The following is a 16,361-nucleotide window of genomic DNA, read 5'->3' as shown; positions in this document are numbered from 1 at the left end:
GTTGGGTTGCGTTTTGAAATTTTAGGACGGCTGCGGATGATGTCCAGACCACGCCAGTTAGCACCTACTACTGTTCCTACTTTACCGGAGAATCCGCCAAGGATTCCTTTGTTTAATGTTGCCATATCAAAGATTTTTAAAATTTGTAAGACGAAGGTATTGCAGAAAGCAACAGCCTGTACACCCCTGAACGGTTTTGACCGGTTCTGACTGGTTTTGACCGGTCATATGTTGTATTCCTTCGGGTATTGTTCGGAAATCCTTCGGGTCTTCTTCGGAAAAAAAATCCTTTTTCCGAACAATTCCCGAAGAAGCGTGGGAGAAAAGTGGAATTAATCCGAGAAAACAACAAGCTTTTCCAGCTACAATCTGTTTTAATTTTTAAGTAAAATGTTAAAAACATCAAAATTTTATTACATTTGTTTCTTTCATAAATTTTTAACCTAATATGAGTTCACTTTTCAGAAGAAAACACTACGCAGAAAATACAGATAACGGGCAACTGAATCGGGTTTTAGGCACTTGGGATATTGTATTTTTTGGTATTGCAGCCATTATTGGTGCGGGAAGCTTCAGCAGTTTAGGAGAAGCGATTTTCCGAGGCGGTCCGGGCGTAATTGTTTTATATCTGATTTGTGGCTTTGCCTGTGCTTTTACAGCGCTTTGTTACGCCGAATTTGCGAGCAGGATTCCAACCGCAGGAAGTGCTTATACTTATGCTTACGCCAGTTTCGGGGAATTGATTGCCTGGGTTATTGGCTGGGCTTTGATTATGGAATATTCTTTCGGAAATATCTATGTTGCCTTTTCATGGTCTGATTATTTCACCAGTTTCATGGGAAGAATCGGGGTTCATATTCCGGATTATTTTACCTGCAGTTACACAGAAGCTAAAAAAGCAGTTCTCAATCATTCGACTAATACGGAATTGATTAATGCCTGGAAATCCGCTCCTGTCATTGGAAATCTGAGAATTATTGTTGATATTCCTGCTTTGGTTATCAACGGGTTAATTACCTGGCTTTGTTATCAGGGAATTAAGGAAAGTAAGAACTTCAATAACTTTTTTGTGATTCTAAAGTTATTCGTGATTCTTCTCGTAATTGCAGTTGGTGTCGCTTATGTGAATACAGGGAACTGGTTTCCGACAAGTTCTATAGCTTCGGAACCTTCCTTTATGCCAAACGGATTTGCAGGTGTAATGTCTGCGGTTTCAGGTGTTTTCTTTGCTTATATCGGTTTTGACGCGATTTCTGTTCTGTCAGAAGAAACCAAAAATCCTCAGAAAGACCTTCCAAAAGGTATGTTGATCTCATTGGGACTTTGTACCGTTATCTATATTATTCTGACTTTGGTATTAACCGGATTAGTCGATTACAGAAAATTTGACGGAATCGGCGACCCTTTATCGTTTGTATTTGACAAATCGAATCTCAATCTTCCGTGGATGGAATTCATCGTTGCTCTCATTGCTATTGTAGCAATTACGACCGTTCTTTTGGTTTTCCAGATGGGCCAGCCGAGAATCTGGATGGCAATGTCCAGAGACGGGCTTTTGCCAAGAAAATTCCAGGAGGTTCACAGCAAAAACAAAGTACCTTCTTTTGCAACAGTTATCACAGGAATTGTAGTTGGTATTCCGATTCTGTTCACCGATAAAACTTTCGTTCTTGACTTTACAAGCATCGGGACTATTTTTGCTTTCGTTTTGGTTTGCGGTGGTGTTCTAATGCTGCCTCCAAAAGAAAAAATCAAAGGCAGATTCCATTTACCTTATATTAATGGCAAATTATTTTTCCCATTAATTTTTATTGGCGGATTAATATTCTTCTATTTTTACCAGCCGGCATTCTTTCAAAATTTAATGAATATCAGTGATCCGAATGAAGGCGAATTCCGTTTGGCAATTATAGTTTTCATTATAGTTAATCTGGTTTTATGTGGCTTGGCTTTTGTTAAAAATCTTTCATTAATCCCTTTGATCGGTCTTAGTTCATGTCTTTATCTGTTAACCGGGATGAGTCATGAAAATTGGTTCTGGTTTGGACTGTGGTTTGCTATAGGTTTGATAATTTATTTCCTTTATGGATATAAAAACAGCAAGCTAAATCAAACCGGGAATGGAGTCTCATAACAGAATTAAAACCTATAAGGAATTTTATCAATTTTATCTTACAGAACACAGTAAACCACTCACCAAAGTGTTTCATTTCATTGGAATACTGTTGGTTTTCATAGTAGTTTTTTATGTTATCAAATCCGGAAAGGAGCGATTTCTTTGGTATTGCCCGATTTTCGGGTATGGTTTTGCATGGTTCAGCCATGCTGTATTTGAAAAAAATACGCCAGCCACATTCAAATATCCCATCTGGTCGTTACTTTCTGATTTCAGATTATTTTTCGAATTACTGATAGGAAAACAAAAATTTTCAAAATAAATAATGATTGTAGTAAATTTATTATCTATCTCATAATGAAGAATTTCATCAAAACTAATATTTCTCAGGATTCTTTGGCGCTTTTGCTTGTTCATGCTCCGATAGCAATGTCTATGCTGATTGGTGACGATTTTGTTATCAAGGTTGCTAATCCGCAAATGCTCCAGCTCTGGGGAAAACCTCCACAAATTATCGGCACCAAATTAATTGATGCATTGCCGGAACTGGAAGGTCAGCCTTTCATGGAAATTCTTTCGAATGTAAAAACTACCGGTAAGCCTTATAAAGGTTATAAAGAGAAATGCTATCTGGTAAGAAACGGAATAACCGAAAAATGTTTTTTCGACTTCATCTATGCACCAATCTATAACGATGACGAAAGCGAAATCATAGGAATCAGTGTAGTCGCAACAGAAGTGACAGAGCAGGTTTTAGCAGAAATAAAACTTGCGGAAACCGAATATAAATTCGAAAATCTGATCAAAGAATCCGACTACTCTATTGCCTTATATAAGGGTGAGGATCTGATTATTGATATGGCAAACGATACAATGCTCCACACCTGGGGTAAAGACAAATCGGTTATCGGAAAAAAATTAGCGGAAGCCTTACCGGAACTGGACGGTCAGCCATTCATTAATATTCTGAAAGATATTTTCAAAACCAAAAAAACATACGCTGCAAAAGAAGATAAAGTATTACTGGAAGTTGATGGCATACTGAAGACTTTATATTTTAATTTTTCTTATAAACCGCTTATTAATCCCAACGGAGAAGTTTACGCGATCCTGAATTTTGCAACCAATGTTACCGATCTTGTTCTCGCGAAAAAAGAGATCGAAGAAAAAGAAGAAAAATACAGAAACCTGGCGGACAGTCTCCCGATTATCGTCTGGACTGCGGATAAAGACGGCAATATAGATTACTATAACAAAAAATGGTATGAGTATACCGGGTTTGAAGGGATAGATAACAGAGAGGCGGCAACACATAAGATCCTGCATCCTGATGACATCAGCAGGGCAATGCAGACCTGGAATAATAGCCAGAAAAACAAGTCACCCTATGAGATCGAATATCAGTTCCGGGATTATAAATCAGAAGATGCTTACAGATGGTTTTTAGGCAGGGCAATTCCAATAAAAGATACTAATGAAGATGTTATCCAATGGATCGGCACCTGTACAGATATTAATGAATTCAAGCAGTTCCAGCAGCAGAAAGATAATTTTCTTGGTATTGCAAGCCATGAGCTCAAAACACCGTTAACAAGCCTCAAGCTCTATTCTCAATACCTTGAAAAGAATCTGAGAAAGCAGGACGATAACAACAATGCGGATGTTGCCAAAAAAATGGATGACCAGATCAATAAATTAACGGCACTTGTTAATGATCTTTTGGACGTTACAAAAATCCAGAACGGGAAAATCCTTCTCAATAAATCTGATTTTAATTTTGATGAACTGGTTAACGAGATCATCACAGAACAACAGATGAGCACCAGCCACAGGATCTATCTTGAAGCAGAGAATATCGGGAATATCTATGGAGACAGACATCGCATATCGCAGGTAATGAGCAATCTTATCAGCAATGCTATCAAGTATTCTCCAAGTTCTGATAAAATCCAGATCACTACAAAACTGACCGAAGAAGGCTGCGTCCTGTTCTCTGTAAGAGATTATGGAATTGGTATTCCCGAGGATAAAAAAGATAAAGTTTTTGAGCAATATTACAGGGTCAGCGGAAGTAAGGAACATACCTTTCCGGGACTTGGATTAGGTCTTTACATCTCTTCCGAGATTATCCAAAGAAGCGGTGGCAGGATTTTTGTAAATTCTGTTGAAGGAAAAGGGTCTGATTTTTGTTTTGAGATTCCGAAAGCCGATAACCCACACTAATTACTTAGAATTATATACAAAAAATGTCAAATTCAAAAAAAATAATAGTTGTCGATGACAGTCCTGCAATTTTGGATTCAGTGAAATTAATGCTTAATATGGAAGGCTTTGATGTCATGAATTATGAAAAAGGATCCGAAATGTTTAATTCTCTTACGATCTCCTCAAAACCGGATGTTATCCTGATGGATATGTGGCTATCCGGAGAAGACGGAAGAGATATCTGTAAAATGTTAAAAGCGCATCAGGATTTTAAAAATATTCCTGTGGTGATCATGTCTGCAAGCCGCGGTCTGGGAGATTCCGCAATAGAAAGCGGCGCTATAGATTTCATTCCGAAACCTTTTGACCTTGGAGAAATTGTAGAAAAAATAAGATATTATTCCAGCAGTTCCGCTGAATAATTATTCTCAAAAGTTTAATCTGTCTCTACTTTTTAAATCAAGACGGTTGCATTCATCAATTCTAAAAGTTTATGGATAAATAATACTCAATAAAAAAAGCAGTTTAAAAATTTCAAACTGCTTTTTCTCTTGTTAATTGTGCAAACCTAGAAATCTACCGTTTCTGGATTTAAGCCGGAAAAACCTGTTTCTTCCAAAGCTTTCAAAGCCTTCATATCACTTTCTGTGATTTTAAATCTCTCAAAAAGAAGATTATTTTTTATATTTTCCGGATTTTCAGATTTAGGCAAAACAATTACGCCGGATTGAAGACAAAACTGAATGCACAGAATCGCAGGAGAAACTCCATAATGATCTGCAATTTCTTTCAGTTCTTCATCCTTCAACAATCTTCCTGAACCGATAGGACTCCAGGCTTCTATTGCAATTCCGTTCTCTTTACAAAAATCTACAACACCCTGCTGAACATAACCAGGATGAAACTCTATCTGATTAACTGCCGGAATTACTTCTGCAGTTTCCAGCAAGGCTTCCAGATGCGGAAGCATAAAATTGCTGACACCAATGGTTTTTACAACGCCGGATTTATAAAGTTCTTCCATAGCCTTCCATGTTTCCGCATTGATTTCTTTCCAGTTTTCAAATTGTTTCGCATTGGCAGGCCAGTGGATCAATAGCAGATCCAGATAATCGGTTTTCAGTTTTTTGAGAGACTGTTCTAAAGAATATTTTACACCATGTGCGCTTCTGTTGCTGTTCCATATTTTGGTCGTGAGATACAGATCTTTTCTTGCGATACCCGATTCTTCAATAGCCTCTCCTATTTGCGCTTCGTTCCCATAGATATCGGCTGTATCAATATGCCTGTAACCAACTTCCAAAGCTATTTTCACGGTTTCCTGAACACTTTCTGTCGTCTGCCATGTTCCAAAGCCAATCTCAGGAATCTCTGTACCGTTGTTAAGAATTACGTTCTTCATTTTTAAATATTTTGATTTTTCGAAAGCCAAAATTACGCCAATGGAAAGAGATTCTAAAATAATTTGGCTAATAGAAGAATCAAAAAATTATAATGATTCTTGTGATGATATTTTATAAATTTGAACTATGGAAAAACAGGAATTCGGATTACTTGGTAAGAATATCTCTTACTCTTTTTCAAAAAAATATTTCGAGGAAAAATTCAAAAAATTATTTTTAAAAAATCATTCATACAATTTCTTTGATATTTCTGAAATTGAAAATGTTACACGTTTTCTGGAAAACCCTAATCTTGTCGGGATGAATGTCACAATTCCCTATAAACAAGCCATCATTCCTTTTCTTGATGAACTGAGCGACGAAGCTTTACAAATTGGCGCTGTGAATTGTGTAAGTTTTCAAAAAGGAAAAAAAATCGGTTATAATACAGACGCTTTCGGGTTTGAGAAGACTCTTCTCATTAATAAAAAAGACTACCACAAAAAAGCTTTGATCCTGGGTGATGGTGGTGCTGCGAAAGCTGTGAGATACATTTTGGATAAGCATAACATCGAACATCAAACCGTTTCCAGAAAATCCGAAATTAATTTTGAAAATCTGACCGAAGATTTGGTAAAAGATTCATTATTGATTATCCAGACAACACCAGTTGGAACTTTCCCGAATGTTGATGATTCTGTTCAATTTCCTTTCGATGCGATTACCGATAAGCATTACGTTATCGATTTGATTTATAATCCCTCAGAAACCGCTTTTCTAAGACATTGTGCAGAAAAAGGCGCTACAACCTTGAATGGTTTTTATATGCTGGAACAGCAGGCGGAAAAAGCCTGGCAGATTTGGAATAGTTGATTTACAAATAATCCTTAATCACCTTCCAACTCTCCAATTTCTCCTCAAACTTCACCGTATGAAGTGGGCTTGTTGAAGGCAAAACTTTAATCGGGATTTTGAAATTCTTGCCTAGAATCTTCAGAAGGTTTTTGTAAGACTTCTGTCCGTTGCAGAAGATGATTTTGATATTGGGATGATTTTTTATCAGTTGAGGAATATTGTTATCAATTTCATTTTCGATTTCCGTATCCAGGCTTCCTTTTCTTTCGCAGCTTTCGATAACATCCCAAAGAGCGATTTTGTTTTCTTTCAATAAATCTATTCTTTCTTGATAGTCCAAAGAAAATTCCTCATCAAAAAGGTGAAATAGTATTTTCCAGAACTGATTCTGTGGATGCGCATAATATTGCTGCATTTCCAAAGACTTAACACCCGGAACAGAACCGAGAATCAGAATTTGTGAATCTTTATCTACAATTGGTGGAAAAGAATTGATTCGGTTCATTTTGTTTTATCGCAAAGTCGCAAAATTCATTTAATTGATTAGTAATAAAAGTCGCAAAGTTTCTATTTAACTAAGTTAAATCTTTGTGCTTTGAAAATATAATTTAAAATTAAAATTTTGTGCCTTTGCGTTAAAATTCTACTTAAGATTATCCAGAATTTTGAACAGAGCATTACTGATGCTTCCGCCCTGATAATTATTGAGAATAATGGAAAACACATAATTCTTCCCATTTTTAGAAGTCTGATAACCTGCAAAAGATTTGCTGTCCTTGATCGTTCCGCTTTTCATTTTGATGCCATTCTGAGTCGGGAAACCTTCATAAAAAGCATCGAACCACTTTTGTTTTTTAGCATATAAAAGAGCCTGAACCTGGGCTTTTGCAGAAACATAATTCTGGGGTGACAATCCGCTTCCATCCGCGAAATTGATCATCATCGGATTGATACCTTTTGATTTCCAGAAATCTTTGAGAAAATCAACACCGGTTTCAAAAGTTGGATTATTTCGTTTTTCTTTTGCCATTATTTTGATCAGCGTTTCTCCATAAAGATTGATACTTTTTCTTAAAAACCAATAGACAATTTTGTCAAGAGTTGGCGATTTATATTCAAAAATCTGATTCTGAACCGGAGCTTTTAAAATTGATTTTCCGGCAAGCTTTTCATTATAATAAGTCGTGGTTTTACCGGAAATTGAAATGCCATTGTCTTCCAGCAGTTTTTTGATTTCGATAGCCAATTGCATTGGTGGATTCGGGGTTGCGCCGGAAACTGTTGATACTTTTCCTGCGGGTAACATTCCATTGATCATTGCGGTTTCGGAATGAGGTGCAGTGAAGATCAGACTCTGGTCAGAACTTCCACCCGTTTTCAGTTCATTGATCCAATTGACATTCTCCAAATCGTAAGAAAAGTTTTTGAACTGATTCCCATTAATATTAATATCAAACTGATTTTCTCTCCAGTTAACACCAAACGTTCCTGCACCATAATAATTCCCCAAATCGTTCCAAGGCCAACCACCAGGCGTACTTTGAAAATCAAAATAAGAATCATCAACAATCAGATTGCCTGATATTTTCCTGATTCCTGATTTTTTGATAGCTTCTAATAACTGCTGTTTGAAATTCTCCGGTTTATAGTTCTCATAACGCCAGGTTCCCAAAGTCGGATCACCATTGGAAGTGATGTAAAAATCGCCGTCCAGGTTTCCATTAGAAATCTTCCCGGAATATGAAGCGGTTGTCTTAAACTGATAATTCTTCCCCAACGTTTCCAAAGCCGCAGCCGAAGTAAAAATCTTTTGCGTGCTGGCTGTGGAAAGTCCTTTGTTCCCATTGTATTCATAAACCAAGTTCCCGTTCTCATCCGAAACATAGAAAGAAAGATTGGCCGACAAAGCGTTGGATGTCGACAACATTTCTTTAACAGACTTGTCCAGATTATCGGAAACTGATTGGGAAAAGTAAGTTTGTGAAATAAATAACAGAATCAAGAGGAGAATCTTCATTTCTTAATTTTTATCAAAACTAAGAATTTTAAATGATGTTAATAGTAATAAAACTCTGTTAAAATAAAGATCTTTCTGACAATAATCACAACTTGTCAAAAGTTTAATAACTAACTTTACTTCAAAATCAAGATTATGCCGAAGAAGAATAGAAAAAAGGAAGAGTTATATAATGTTATTACCCACGGTTTTGGAGCGATTCTATCTCTGGTGGCTTTGGTTCTGATGATTACTTATTCCGTTATTAGCGAAAATTCTATTGCAATTGCATCATCTTTGGTTTTTGGACTGAGTTTGATTATACTCTACTCTGCTTCTACCGTTTATCACGCTGTTTACAAACTGAAATGGAAAAAAATCTGCCAGAGAATCGACCATCTAAGCATCTATCTTCTCATCGCTGGAACATATACGCCCATCGCATTACTCGGACTGAAAGGCGCTTGGGGATGGACAATGTTTGGTGTGATTTGGGGAATGGCTTTAATTGGTTTTATTTTCAAATTCTCTCCGCTTAGGAATAATGAAAAAATATCTCTTTCGCTTTACGCTTTGATGGGTTGGACAGCCATTATTGCTATTAAACCAATGATAGAAAACCTTTCCACCGGTGCATTAACCTTTATCATATTGGGCGGGTTATGTTATACTTTTGGAATTTATTTTTATGCCAAAGACCGGAGACCATTTTACCATCCGATCTGGCATCTATTTGTTTTAGGTGGGAGCATCATGCATTTTTGTGCAGTTTTCTTTTTCATTTTGCCTTGAATCAATAAAAAAACCCTCTTAAACAAGAGGGTTAAATTATAATTTCTTTCAAAATTATTTTTTGATAAATTTCTGAGTAATAGGACCAGCTTCTGTATTGATTTTTAATACATAAGTTCCATTCTGTAAAGATTTAACATCAATTTTAGAATCTACAACAGCTGGAGAAGAAACAAGTTTACCTGCCATATCATAAACTTCAGCAGAATTAACTTTTTGGCTGAATGTCAGATAATCCGTTGTAGGGTTTGGATAGACAGAAACAGATTTTTTGTTTACATCTGATACTCCAAGGATGTTTCCTTCTACTTTGAAATCGTCAATCGCAAAACCAAATTGATCCTGAGATGTACATTGGATACCAATATAAACTTTTTGTCCTGCATAAGCATCCAGATCATAAGTATATTCATACCAAGTTGCATCATCCGGTGTAGTGATAACATTTGATATTGAAGCAAAATTAGCTACTGCTGTTCCAGTAGTGGAAACATATACTCTAAATCTTTCCAAACCATAATCTGCATCACAAGACTTAGCCCAGAAGCTTAATTTGTTACCGTTTGTACCAAGCTGAATCTGTGGAGAAATCAACCAGTCATTATTCCATGGAGAAGATGTAGCAGCAAAACATACCATTACCTTATCTCCAGTTCTAGCTGTCCAGTCAGAAGTTTCTGTAGGATCCAAAACCGGGTTTGTTGTTGTAGAATTGAAAACCTGAAAAGATTTTGCAACTCCTGAATTGGCAAACGTAACCCCCTGAAAACCATAAGTTGTTTTCAAATCTACATCTCTAAGTGTCCAGCTTCCTACGTTAGCAATGGCAAAGTCTGTATAAGTTTCGAAACTATCTTCAAAGATTACAGACTGAGCATTTACTGAATTAAAAGCCAGTGCTAATGCACCAGCAAAAAGTAATTTTTTGATCATAACTTAATTAAATATTTGTTTAACTATTCAAATATATAAAAATTTATTGTAGTCAAAATATTTTAACATTAATATTTTAGATTGTAAATTTGTAAAAATCAAAATTCAAAATTATGTCTAAAGCCATTTCTAAGGTTCCTGCCGTTATCAATGAACCTGTAAAAGCTTATATCCCCGGTTCTGACGAGGTAAAAAGCCTGATTGCCACTTATAAAAAAATGTGGAAAGAAAAAACAGAAATTCCAATGATCATCGGTGGAAAAGAAGTAAAAACAGACAAAAAAATAAAACTAAGCTCACCACAGGATCATCAGCACAACTTTGGCTTTTATTTCGAAGGCGATATGTCTCACGTTGACCAAGCAATCGGATCGGCTCTTGCAGCAAAATCAAAATGGAATGCCCTGGGTTGGGAACACAGAGCTTCTATCTTTTTGAAAGCTGCTGAATTGATTGCCGGACCATACAGAGATATCATCAATGCTGCAACAATGATCGGACAATCCAAAAATGTTCATCAGACTGAGATTGACGCAGCTTGTGAATTCATAGACTTTTTACGTTTCAATGTAGAGTTTATGACAGAGATGTATGCGGAGCAGCCTGTTTCTGACAAAGGTATCTGGAACCGTGTAGAATACAGGCCGCTGGAAGGGTTCTGCTTTGCGGTAACACCTTTCAACTTCACAGCTATCTCCGGAAATCTTCCGACTTGTATGGCTCTTATGGGAAATGTTGTGGTTTGGAAACCGTCTGATAAGCAGGTTTATTCTGCGAAAGTGATTATGGACGTTTTGAAAGAGGCCGGACTTCCGGATGGTGTAATTAATATGATTTTCACAGACGGGAAAGAAACTGCTGAGAAAGTTTTGGCGCATCCGGACTTTGCAGGTCTTCATTTTACAGGTTCTACCAAAGTATTCCAAGGTATGTGGAAAATGATCGGCGACAATATCCATAACTACAAATCTTACCCTAGAATCGTTGGAGAAACCGGAGGAAAAGATTTTGTAATGGTTCATCCTTCTGCTAATGTTGAAGCAGTTGCAACAGGCTTGGTGAGAGGTGCATTCGAATATCAGGGACAAAAATGTTCTGCTGCTTCCAGAGCTTATATTCCTAAATCCCTTTGGAATGATGTAAAAGCTGTAATGGAAGCTCAGATCAAAACGATCAAAATCGGCTCTCCGGAAGATCCTTCTAATTTTGTAAATGCTGTCATTGATAAAAACTCTTTCGAAAAATGTAAAGGTTATATTGACAGAGCAAATGCTGCAAGTGATGCAAACGTAATCATAGGCGGAAAATACGACGATTCCAAAGGCTGGTTTGTTCATCCGACAGTTATCGAAACAATCAATCCATATTACGAAAGTATTGTTGAGGAGATCTTCGGTCCGATCTTAACGGTTTATATTTATGAAGATGAAAACTGGAACGAGACTCTGAAACTGGTCGATACTTCGACTCAATATTCTTTGACAGGTTCTATTTTTGCGCAGGACAGATACGCGATTGAAGAAGCTTACAAGGCTTTGGAAAATGCTTCAGGAAACTTCTATATCAATGACAAGCCAACCGGAGCAGTTGTTGGTCAGCAGCCTTTCGGAGGTTCCAGAGCGTCCGGTACTAATGACAAAGCGGGTTCTAAAATGAATCTTCTGCGTTGGGTTTCTGTAAGAAGCATCAAGGAAACTTTTGTGTCTCCAAAAGATTATAAATATCCATATTTAGGATAATTCCTGGATTTTAATGTCAATATGTCATTCCGAGAGAAGAAAATCATGATTGGTAAGATTCTTTCAGAATGACATTTTGTATTTTTAATAACCTTAATTAAATATGAAAAAAGCTCTTATAATAGTTGATATGCAAAATGACTTCTGTGAAGGCGGCGCATTAGCCGTTCCGGAAGCTAACAGCATCATTCCTTACATCAATCTCCTGATGGAAGAAAATGAGTATGACCAAATCGTTTTAACTCAAGACTGGCATCCGGCAAATCATAAAAGTTTTGCTTCAAACAATGGAAAAAATGTTGGTGAAACCATTTCTCTAAACGGCGTTCCACAGTTTATGTGGCCGGATCATTGTGTTCAGGGAACTTTTGGAGCAGAATTCCATAAAGATCTGAACCGTGATAAAGTCACTCATATTATCCAAAAAGGAAAAAACTCCGAAATTGACAGTTACAGCGGTTTCCAGGATAACAATCATTTTATGAAAACCGGATTAGAAGATTTTCTGAAGTATCATGATATTCAGTTAGTAGAGATTGTGGGATTGGCTTTGGATTATTGTGTGAAATTCACTGCGATTGATGCTTTCAATGCCGGATTTATTACTTGTTTACATTTTAACGGAACAAAAGCTGTAAATGTAAAACCAGACAGTGCGAGAAACACAATTTATGATTTGGTTGAGAAAGGAATTACTATTTTAGCGTAAATCACACTTTACTTTTTTTTAAGTCTTCGACTCCGCTCAGACTGACATCGCTGAATTAACATTTAGTATCAGATTTGTCACACTGATTGGAGTCGAAGTGTTTTTATGACTTGCTCTATTGATTTCTAAACTTCCGTTTAAGCTTCGTTTTATGTCTGGAATAGTGCGTTTGATCTGAGATTTTATCTGTAGAGATCACACTGATATTTCCGTCCACTTCCAGAATCGCTAATTTTACGTCAGCCACTTTTTCGATCCCGTGCTCGTGAACAGCCTCTTCCAATTCGTCTTCTGAGATTTGGACCTTTCTCAAGATTTCCGGATACACTATTCCGTCCTTTACAAGAATATAAGGATGATCTTCAATCAGTTCTTTTACTTTCTGATTTTTAAAAATAAATTTCTTCACGACAAAATTCGCAACAAACAAGACCAAAGCAGCAACAATTCCGCCTTCCAGACTGCTGTTAGAGCCGACCATTGCATTTTGGACTGCATTACTTATCAAAAGCAAAAGAATCACATCACCTGCATTGAGCTGTGACAATTGATTTTTGCCAAAAACACGCACGGCAATAACCATAAAAAAATAAACCGATAATGACCGGATAACGATATCTAGAATTGGATTCAACGACTAAAATATTTATAATTAAAGATAACTGTTTTTAGGATAATACGTCAATTGTATTTGCATATTTTTTGTATTGTAAAAGCTTTTTGAGAATAACACCATTTTTAAACTATATTTGAAATTAAAACTAAACGATGAAAAAACAACTTTTCATACTCGGTGTATCATTATGCCTTTTATCTTGTAAAAAAGAAGTCAAAAAAATTGCAACCATTGATAAACAGGAAATTACTATTGATACAATTTCTACCGAAAAGAAAAATCTTTCCAATTTTCATGTCTTCGATTTATATTCTATGGAAAATACCGGCAAGTACGATATATTTGTTTCTATGTCTGATATTTACAATGATTCTTTAGCTATTCCGAACGACATTATTGAAAATCAAAAAACCAAGACTTTTGCGGAGTTAAAACATTTTGAACTAACAGGAATTTATAGAGAAAAATTACTAAAAGGAACTTCTCTTTCGGAAACTGACACATTATTTCTTTACAATTACAGGGATGCAAAATTGCAAAAATTCCCGGTTCATGAGTTGAAATCAGTTGCCAATCTTGACCTTTATACCAGTGAAGGTGAAGAAATTTCTCATTACAATTATATGGTTGGTTTCGAACTTAATCAACCTGAAATTTCTCAGGATGTAGCGATGGATAAAACTAATTATTCCTTAGCCACTTTTGGAAAAAGCAATCCATTTTCCGGTGAAAAAGTTGTTCCGGTACATTGGCAGAAAACAAGTCATGAGAAATTTCCTTTGGCATTGAAAAATGAAAAGAATTTAGAAAATACTTACCAAGCAAAATTTGAAAACCTTATCTATTATATTCAGGATTACAAAGGCGAATACGGCATTTCTAAAAGGCTATTAGCTGTAGTTAAAAACAACAAAGTTATTTTCGCAAAGACATATAAAACAGGAGAAGGCGCAGAATTCAACCCTTTGAACTTTATCAATAACAACGAATATAACGATTGGCAATGGACGGGAAAATTATTCAAAAATAAACCACCTGTTATTTTTGGTTTTGTATCAGAATCATTTGGCTGCCCATCCATAACTTTTTTAGACCATTCATATCCCGAGTTTTATATAGATTGTGACAATAGACATTAGAAATATTCTAACACTAACTATGATGAAAAAACCAGTCTTAATTATATCTGCACTTATAATAATTTTTAGTTGCAACAAGAAAGAGAAAACTTCTCAAGAAAAGGCAACAGTTCCCAAAACAGAAACATTGGAAAATAAATCTGATGAGCCCGATGAAGACTCGGCTTATGTTTTTCCGAAAACCGGAAAGAAAGTGGAAGATTTCATCACCAAACCTGATATTTTCGAAATACAATATCAAGCAGATGGCGATTTGAATGGCGATAAATTAGATGATATTGTCATTGTAAGAAAAGACAAGAAAAATAAAACGGCACTTCGCCCTGTGCTGGTACTTCTACAAAATCAAGATAAAACTTATCGGTTGGATAAAATCTCGCATCTTGCAATGCCTGCAGAATATAACGACAGTGATTTCAAATTTTATGACACAGAAGATGTTTCTATTGACAAGGGTATTTTGAGCATTCAACTTTATGGGATTGGTCCAAGTGGTAATCTTTTCAGTCATTACAAATATTTCGGTAAAGATTTGCTGTTAACCAATATCGAAACTTTCAATATGGGTGCCGGAAGCCATCAATCTCTTGATTATGATGTGATGAAAGGAGAACTATTTCAGGAGCTTATCAATACAATAGAAGAAGAAATGCCTTCCACAAAAAAAACGTTTCATTTGAAACCACAGAAAATCAAATTTGAAAATGCGTCTCCAGATGCTGTAATTGAGGATACTTATAAAGTAACCGATGCGGAAAATCAAAATTGAATAACTTTAAAAACGAATGTTGATTATCTTTGATTCAAATATTAAAGTAATTATGGTAAAGAAATTTTTTTTAGCATTCAGCATTTTTGTTGTGTCGATATTATTTGCACAAAAAAATAACGATCAACAATCGGTTGCCGAAGTGTCAGAAAAACTCAGATTAGCAATGATCAGTGGTGATAAAGCTGTTTTAGAATCATTGATTCTTCCGGAACTGACTTACGGCCATTCCGGTGGTCACATTGATGATGCTAAAGAATTTGTAGAAAAACTGGTCAGCAAAAAATCAAATTTCCTGACTATTGAAAATACCAATCAAAATATTCAAATCGTAGATAAAACTGCAATTGTCCGAAATCATTTGTTTGCCAAAACTGCAGATCTCGGAAAGGAACCTGGAGAAGTGAGTCTAGATATTCTATACGTTTGGCAGAAAACTAAAAATGGCTGGAAGTTGTTGGCTCGGCAGGCTGTGAAAGTGGAGAAGAGGAAATAAAAACTATAATACATAAGAAATCAAATGAACTTAAATTTAAATTACAGCTTGAATGAAAAAGATTATCTAATATATCAGTTATATACAGCTTCAAAAAGTAAGAACGTAATAAAACAAAAACGTAAAAGTTTTATAATTGTATTTATTGCTTTTACTTTCTTTGGAGTAAATATTTATAATAAAGATAAATCGGGCTTATGGTTTTTCATTCCTATTTGCCTTATCATTTTAATGTCTTATCCTTTTATATTAAAATGGAGATATAAATCTCATTATAAAAAATTCATCCAAGAAAACTACAAAGAAAGAATTGGCTTAATTTCAAATTATAATTTTGATACCGAGACATTAAATATCAAAAATTCACTTGGGGAATCAAAAATTAATTATGAAAGCTTTGAACAAATCAATGAGACGAATGATTATTATTATTTAAAACTCAAAACAGAAGAAAGTTTTATTATTCCGAAAAGTCAGATTTTGTCTAATGTAGAATTTAAACAAATTCTAAATATTTTAAAAGAAAAATATGCTGTCAAGGAAAATATCGAATTAGACTGGAAATATTAATTATTTTTTAATCATAACTAGTAAATATAAAAATCCGCCTCACA

At 35.6% G+C, this 16,361-nt stretch carries 17 protein-coding genes; 12 read left to right on the top strand and 5 right to left on the bottom strand.

All coding sequences use genetic code 11. The annotated features are described in order from the left end of the window. Nucleotides 1-448 precede the first annotated feature (448 nt). The 4 genes from QOL71_RS17285 to QOL71_RS17270 are packed head-to-tail and all read left to right on the top strand — an operon-like array spanning nt 449 to nt 4,743. Nucleotides 449-2,134 carry an APC family permease gene (locus QOL71_RS17285; protein WP_283418147.1) on the top strand — a complete coding sequence of 562 codons (1,686 nt, stop codon included), beginning with the start codon at nt 449-451 and terminating at the stop codon, nt 2,132-2,134. After that, nucleotides 2,121-2,438, top strand: coding sequence for an Mpo1-like protein (locus tag QOL71_RS17280; protein ID WP_283418146.1), 318 nt, complete (start codon nt 2,121-2,123; stop codon nt 2,436-2,438). The genes QOL71_RS17285 and QOL71_RS17280 overlap by 14 nt, the downstream gene beginning before the upstream one ends. A 35-nt stretch (nt 2,439-2,473) precedes the next feature. Beyond that, nucleotides 2,474-4,339 carry a PAS domain-containing sensor histidine kinase gene (locus QOL71_RS17275; RefSeq protein ID WP_283418145.1) on the top strand — a complete coding sequence of 622 codons (1,866 nt, stop codon included), beginning with the start codon at nt 2,474-2,476 and terminating at the stop codon, nt 4,337-4,339. A gap of 23 nt (nt 4,340-4,362) precedes the next feature. Continuing rightward, entirely contained in the window at nt 4,363-4,743 is a 381-nt protein-coding gene (locus QOL71_RS17270) for a response regulator (RefSeq protein WP_283418144.1), read from the top strand. Nucleotides 4,744-4,889: 146 nt separating this feature from the next. Here the strand turns inward: QOL71_RS17270 and QOL71_RS17265 are convergent, their stop codons facing one another. After that, nucleotides 4,890-5,723 carry an aldo/keto reductase gene (locus QOL71_RS17265; RefSeq protein ID WP_283418143.1) on the bottom strand — a complete coding sequence of 278 codons (834 nt, stop codon included), beginning with the start codon at nt 5,721-5,723 and terminating at the stop codon, nt 4,890-4,892. Between the two features lie 127 nt (nt 5,724-5,850). On the opposite strand from QOL71_RS17265, the gene QOL71_RS17260 reads away from it, so the two are divergent. Beyond that, complete coding sequence (locus QOL71_RS17260) at nt 5,851-6,576, top strand: shikimate dehydrogenase family protein (RefSeq protein WP_283418142.1); 726 nt, start codon at nt 5,851-5,853, stop codon at nt 6,574-6,576. Between the two features lies 1 nt (nt 6,577). Here QOL71_RS17260 and QOL71_RS17255 read toward each other — a convergent pair whose 3' ends face one another. Together QOL71_RS17255 and dacB are read right to left on the bottom strand one after the other, a co-directional pair. Continuing rightward, nucleotides 6,578-7,063 (bottom strand): DNA-deoxyinosine glycosylase, encoded by a 486-nt coding sequence (locus tag QOL71_RS17255; RefSeq protein ID WP_283418141.1) that lies wholly within the window; start codon nt 7,061-7,063, stop codon nt 6,578-6,580. 138 nt (nt 7,064-7,201) lie between these two features. After that, a complete protein-coding gene (dacB, locus tag QOL71_RS17250) occupies nt 7,202-8,575 on the bottom strand; it encodes a D-alanyl-D-alanine carboxypeptidase/D-alanyl-D-alanine endopeptidase (protein ID WP_283418140.1) in 1,374 nt (457 codons plus the stop codon). Nucleotides 8,576-8,710: 135 nt separating this feature from the next. Here dacB and trhA point away from each other — a divergent pair, with 135 nt between their 5' ends. Beyond that, nucleotides 8,711-9,346 carry a PAQR family membrane homeostasis protein TrhA gene (trhA, locus tag QOL71_RS17245; protein ID WP_283418139.1) on the top strand — a complete coding sequence of 212 codons (636 nt, stop codon included), beginning with the start codon at nt 8,711-8,713 and terminating at the stop codon, nt 9,344-9,346. 54 nt (nt 9,347-9,400) lie between these two features. Here trhA and QOL71_RS17240 read toward each other — a convergent pair whose 3' ends face one another. Continuing rightward, the gene (locus tag QOL71_RS17240) at nt 9,401-10,279 is read right to left on the bottom strand and encodes a T9SS-dependent choice-of-anchor J family protein (protein ID WP_283418138.1); all 879 of its coding nucleotides are present in this window, start codon (nt 10,277-10,279) and stop codon (nt 9,401-9,403) included. Nucleotides 10,280-10,392: 113 nt separating this feature from the next. On the opposite strand from QOL71_RS17240, the gene pruA reads away from it, so the two are divergent. Together pruA and pncA are read left to right on the top strand one after the other, a co-directional pair. Continuing rightward, a complete protein-coding gene (gene pruA, locus QOL71_RS17235; RefSeq protein ID WP_283418137.1) occupies nt 10,393-12,018 on the top strand; it encodes an L-glutamate gamma-semialdehyde dehydrogenase in 1,626 nt (541 codons plus the stop codon). 103 nt (nt 12,019-12,121) lie between these two features. Continuing rightward, on the top strand, nt 12,122-12,727 hold the full coding sequence (pncA, locus tag QOL71_RS17230; protein ID WP_283418136.1) for a bifunctional nicotinamidase/pyrazinamidase: 606 nt from the start codon (nt 12,122-12,124) through the stop codon (nt 12,725-12,727). Between the two features lie 115 nt (nt 12,728-12,842). Here the strand turns inward: pncA and QOL71_RS17225 are convergent, their stop codons facing one another. Next, nucleotides 12,843-13,361 (bottom strand): DUF421 domain-containing protein, encoded by a 519-nt coding sequence (locus QOL71_RS17225; protein ID WP_283418135.1) that lies wholly within the window; start codon nt 13,359-13,361, stop codon nt 12,843-12,845. A gap of 134 nt (nt 13,362-13,495) precedes the next feature. Between QOL71_RS17225 and QOL71_RS17220 the strand changes: the two genes are divergently transcribed. The 4 genes from QOL71_RS17220 to QOL71_RS17205 are packed head-to-tail and all read left to right on the top strand — an operon-like array spanning nt 13,496 to nt 16,317. Continuing rightward, on the top strand, nt 13,496-14,482 hold the full coding sequence (locus tag QOL71_RS17220; protein WP_283418134.1) for a hypothetical protein: 987 nt from the start codon (nt 13,496-13,498) through the stop codon (nt 14,480-14,482). 19 nt (nt 14,483-14,501) lie between these two features. Then, the gene (locus QOL71_RS17215) at nt 14,502-15,251 is read left to right on the top strand and encodes a hypothetical protein (protein WP_283418133.1); all 750 of its coding nucleotides are present in this window, start codon (nt 14,502-14,504) and stop codon (nt 15,249-15,251) included. A gap of 52 nt (nt 15,252-15,303) precedes the next feature. Then, entirely contained in the window at nt 15,304-15,747 is a 444-nt protein-coding gene (locus QOL71_RS17210; protein ID WP_283418132.1) for a nuclear transport factor 2 family protein, read from the top strand. Nucleotides 15,748-15,771: 24 nt separating this feature from the next. After that, nucleotides 15,772-16,317: a YcxB family protein gene (locus QOL71_RS17205; protein ID WP_283418131.1), complete on the top strand. Its 546-nt coding sequence runs from the start codon at nt 15,772-15,774 to the stop codon at nt 16,315-16,317. Nucleotides 16,318-16,361: the final 44 nt, after the last annotated feature.

Origin of the sequence: Epilithonimonas pallida, from assembly GCF_900182975.1 — a bacterium.
GTDB classification, from domain to species: Bacteria; Bacteroidota; Bacteroidia; order Flavobacteriales; family Weeksellaceae; genus Epilithonimonas; species Epilithonimonas pallida.
This window is presented reverse-complemented; position numbering and strand designations above follow the sequence as displayed.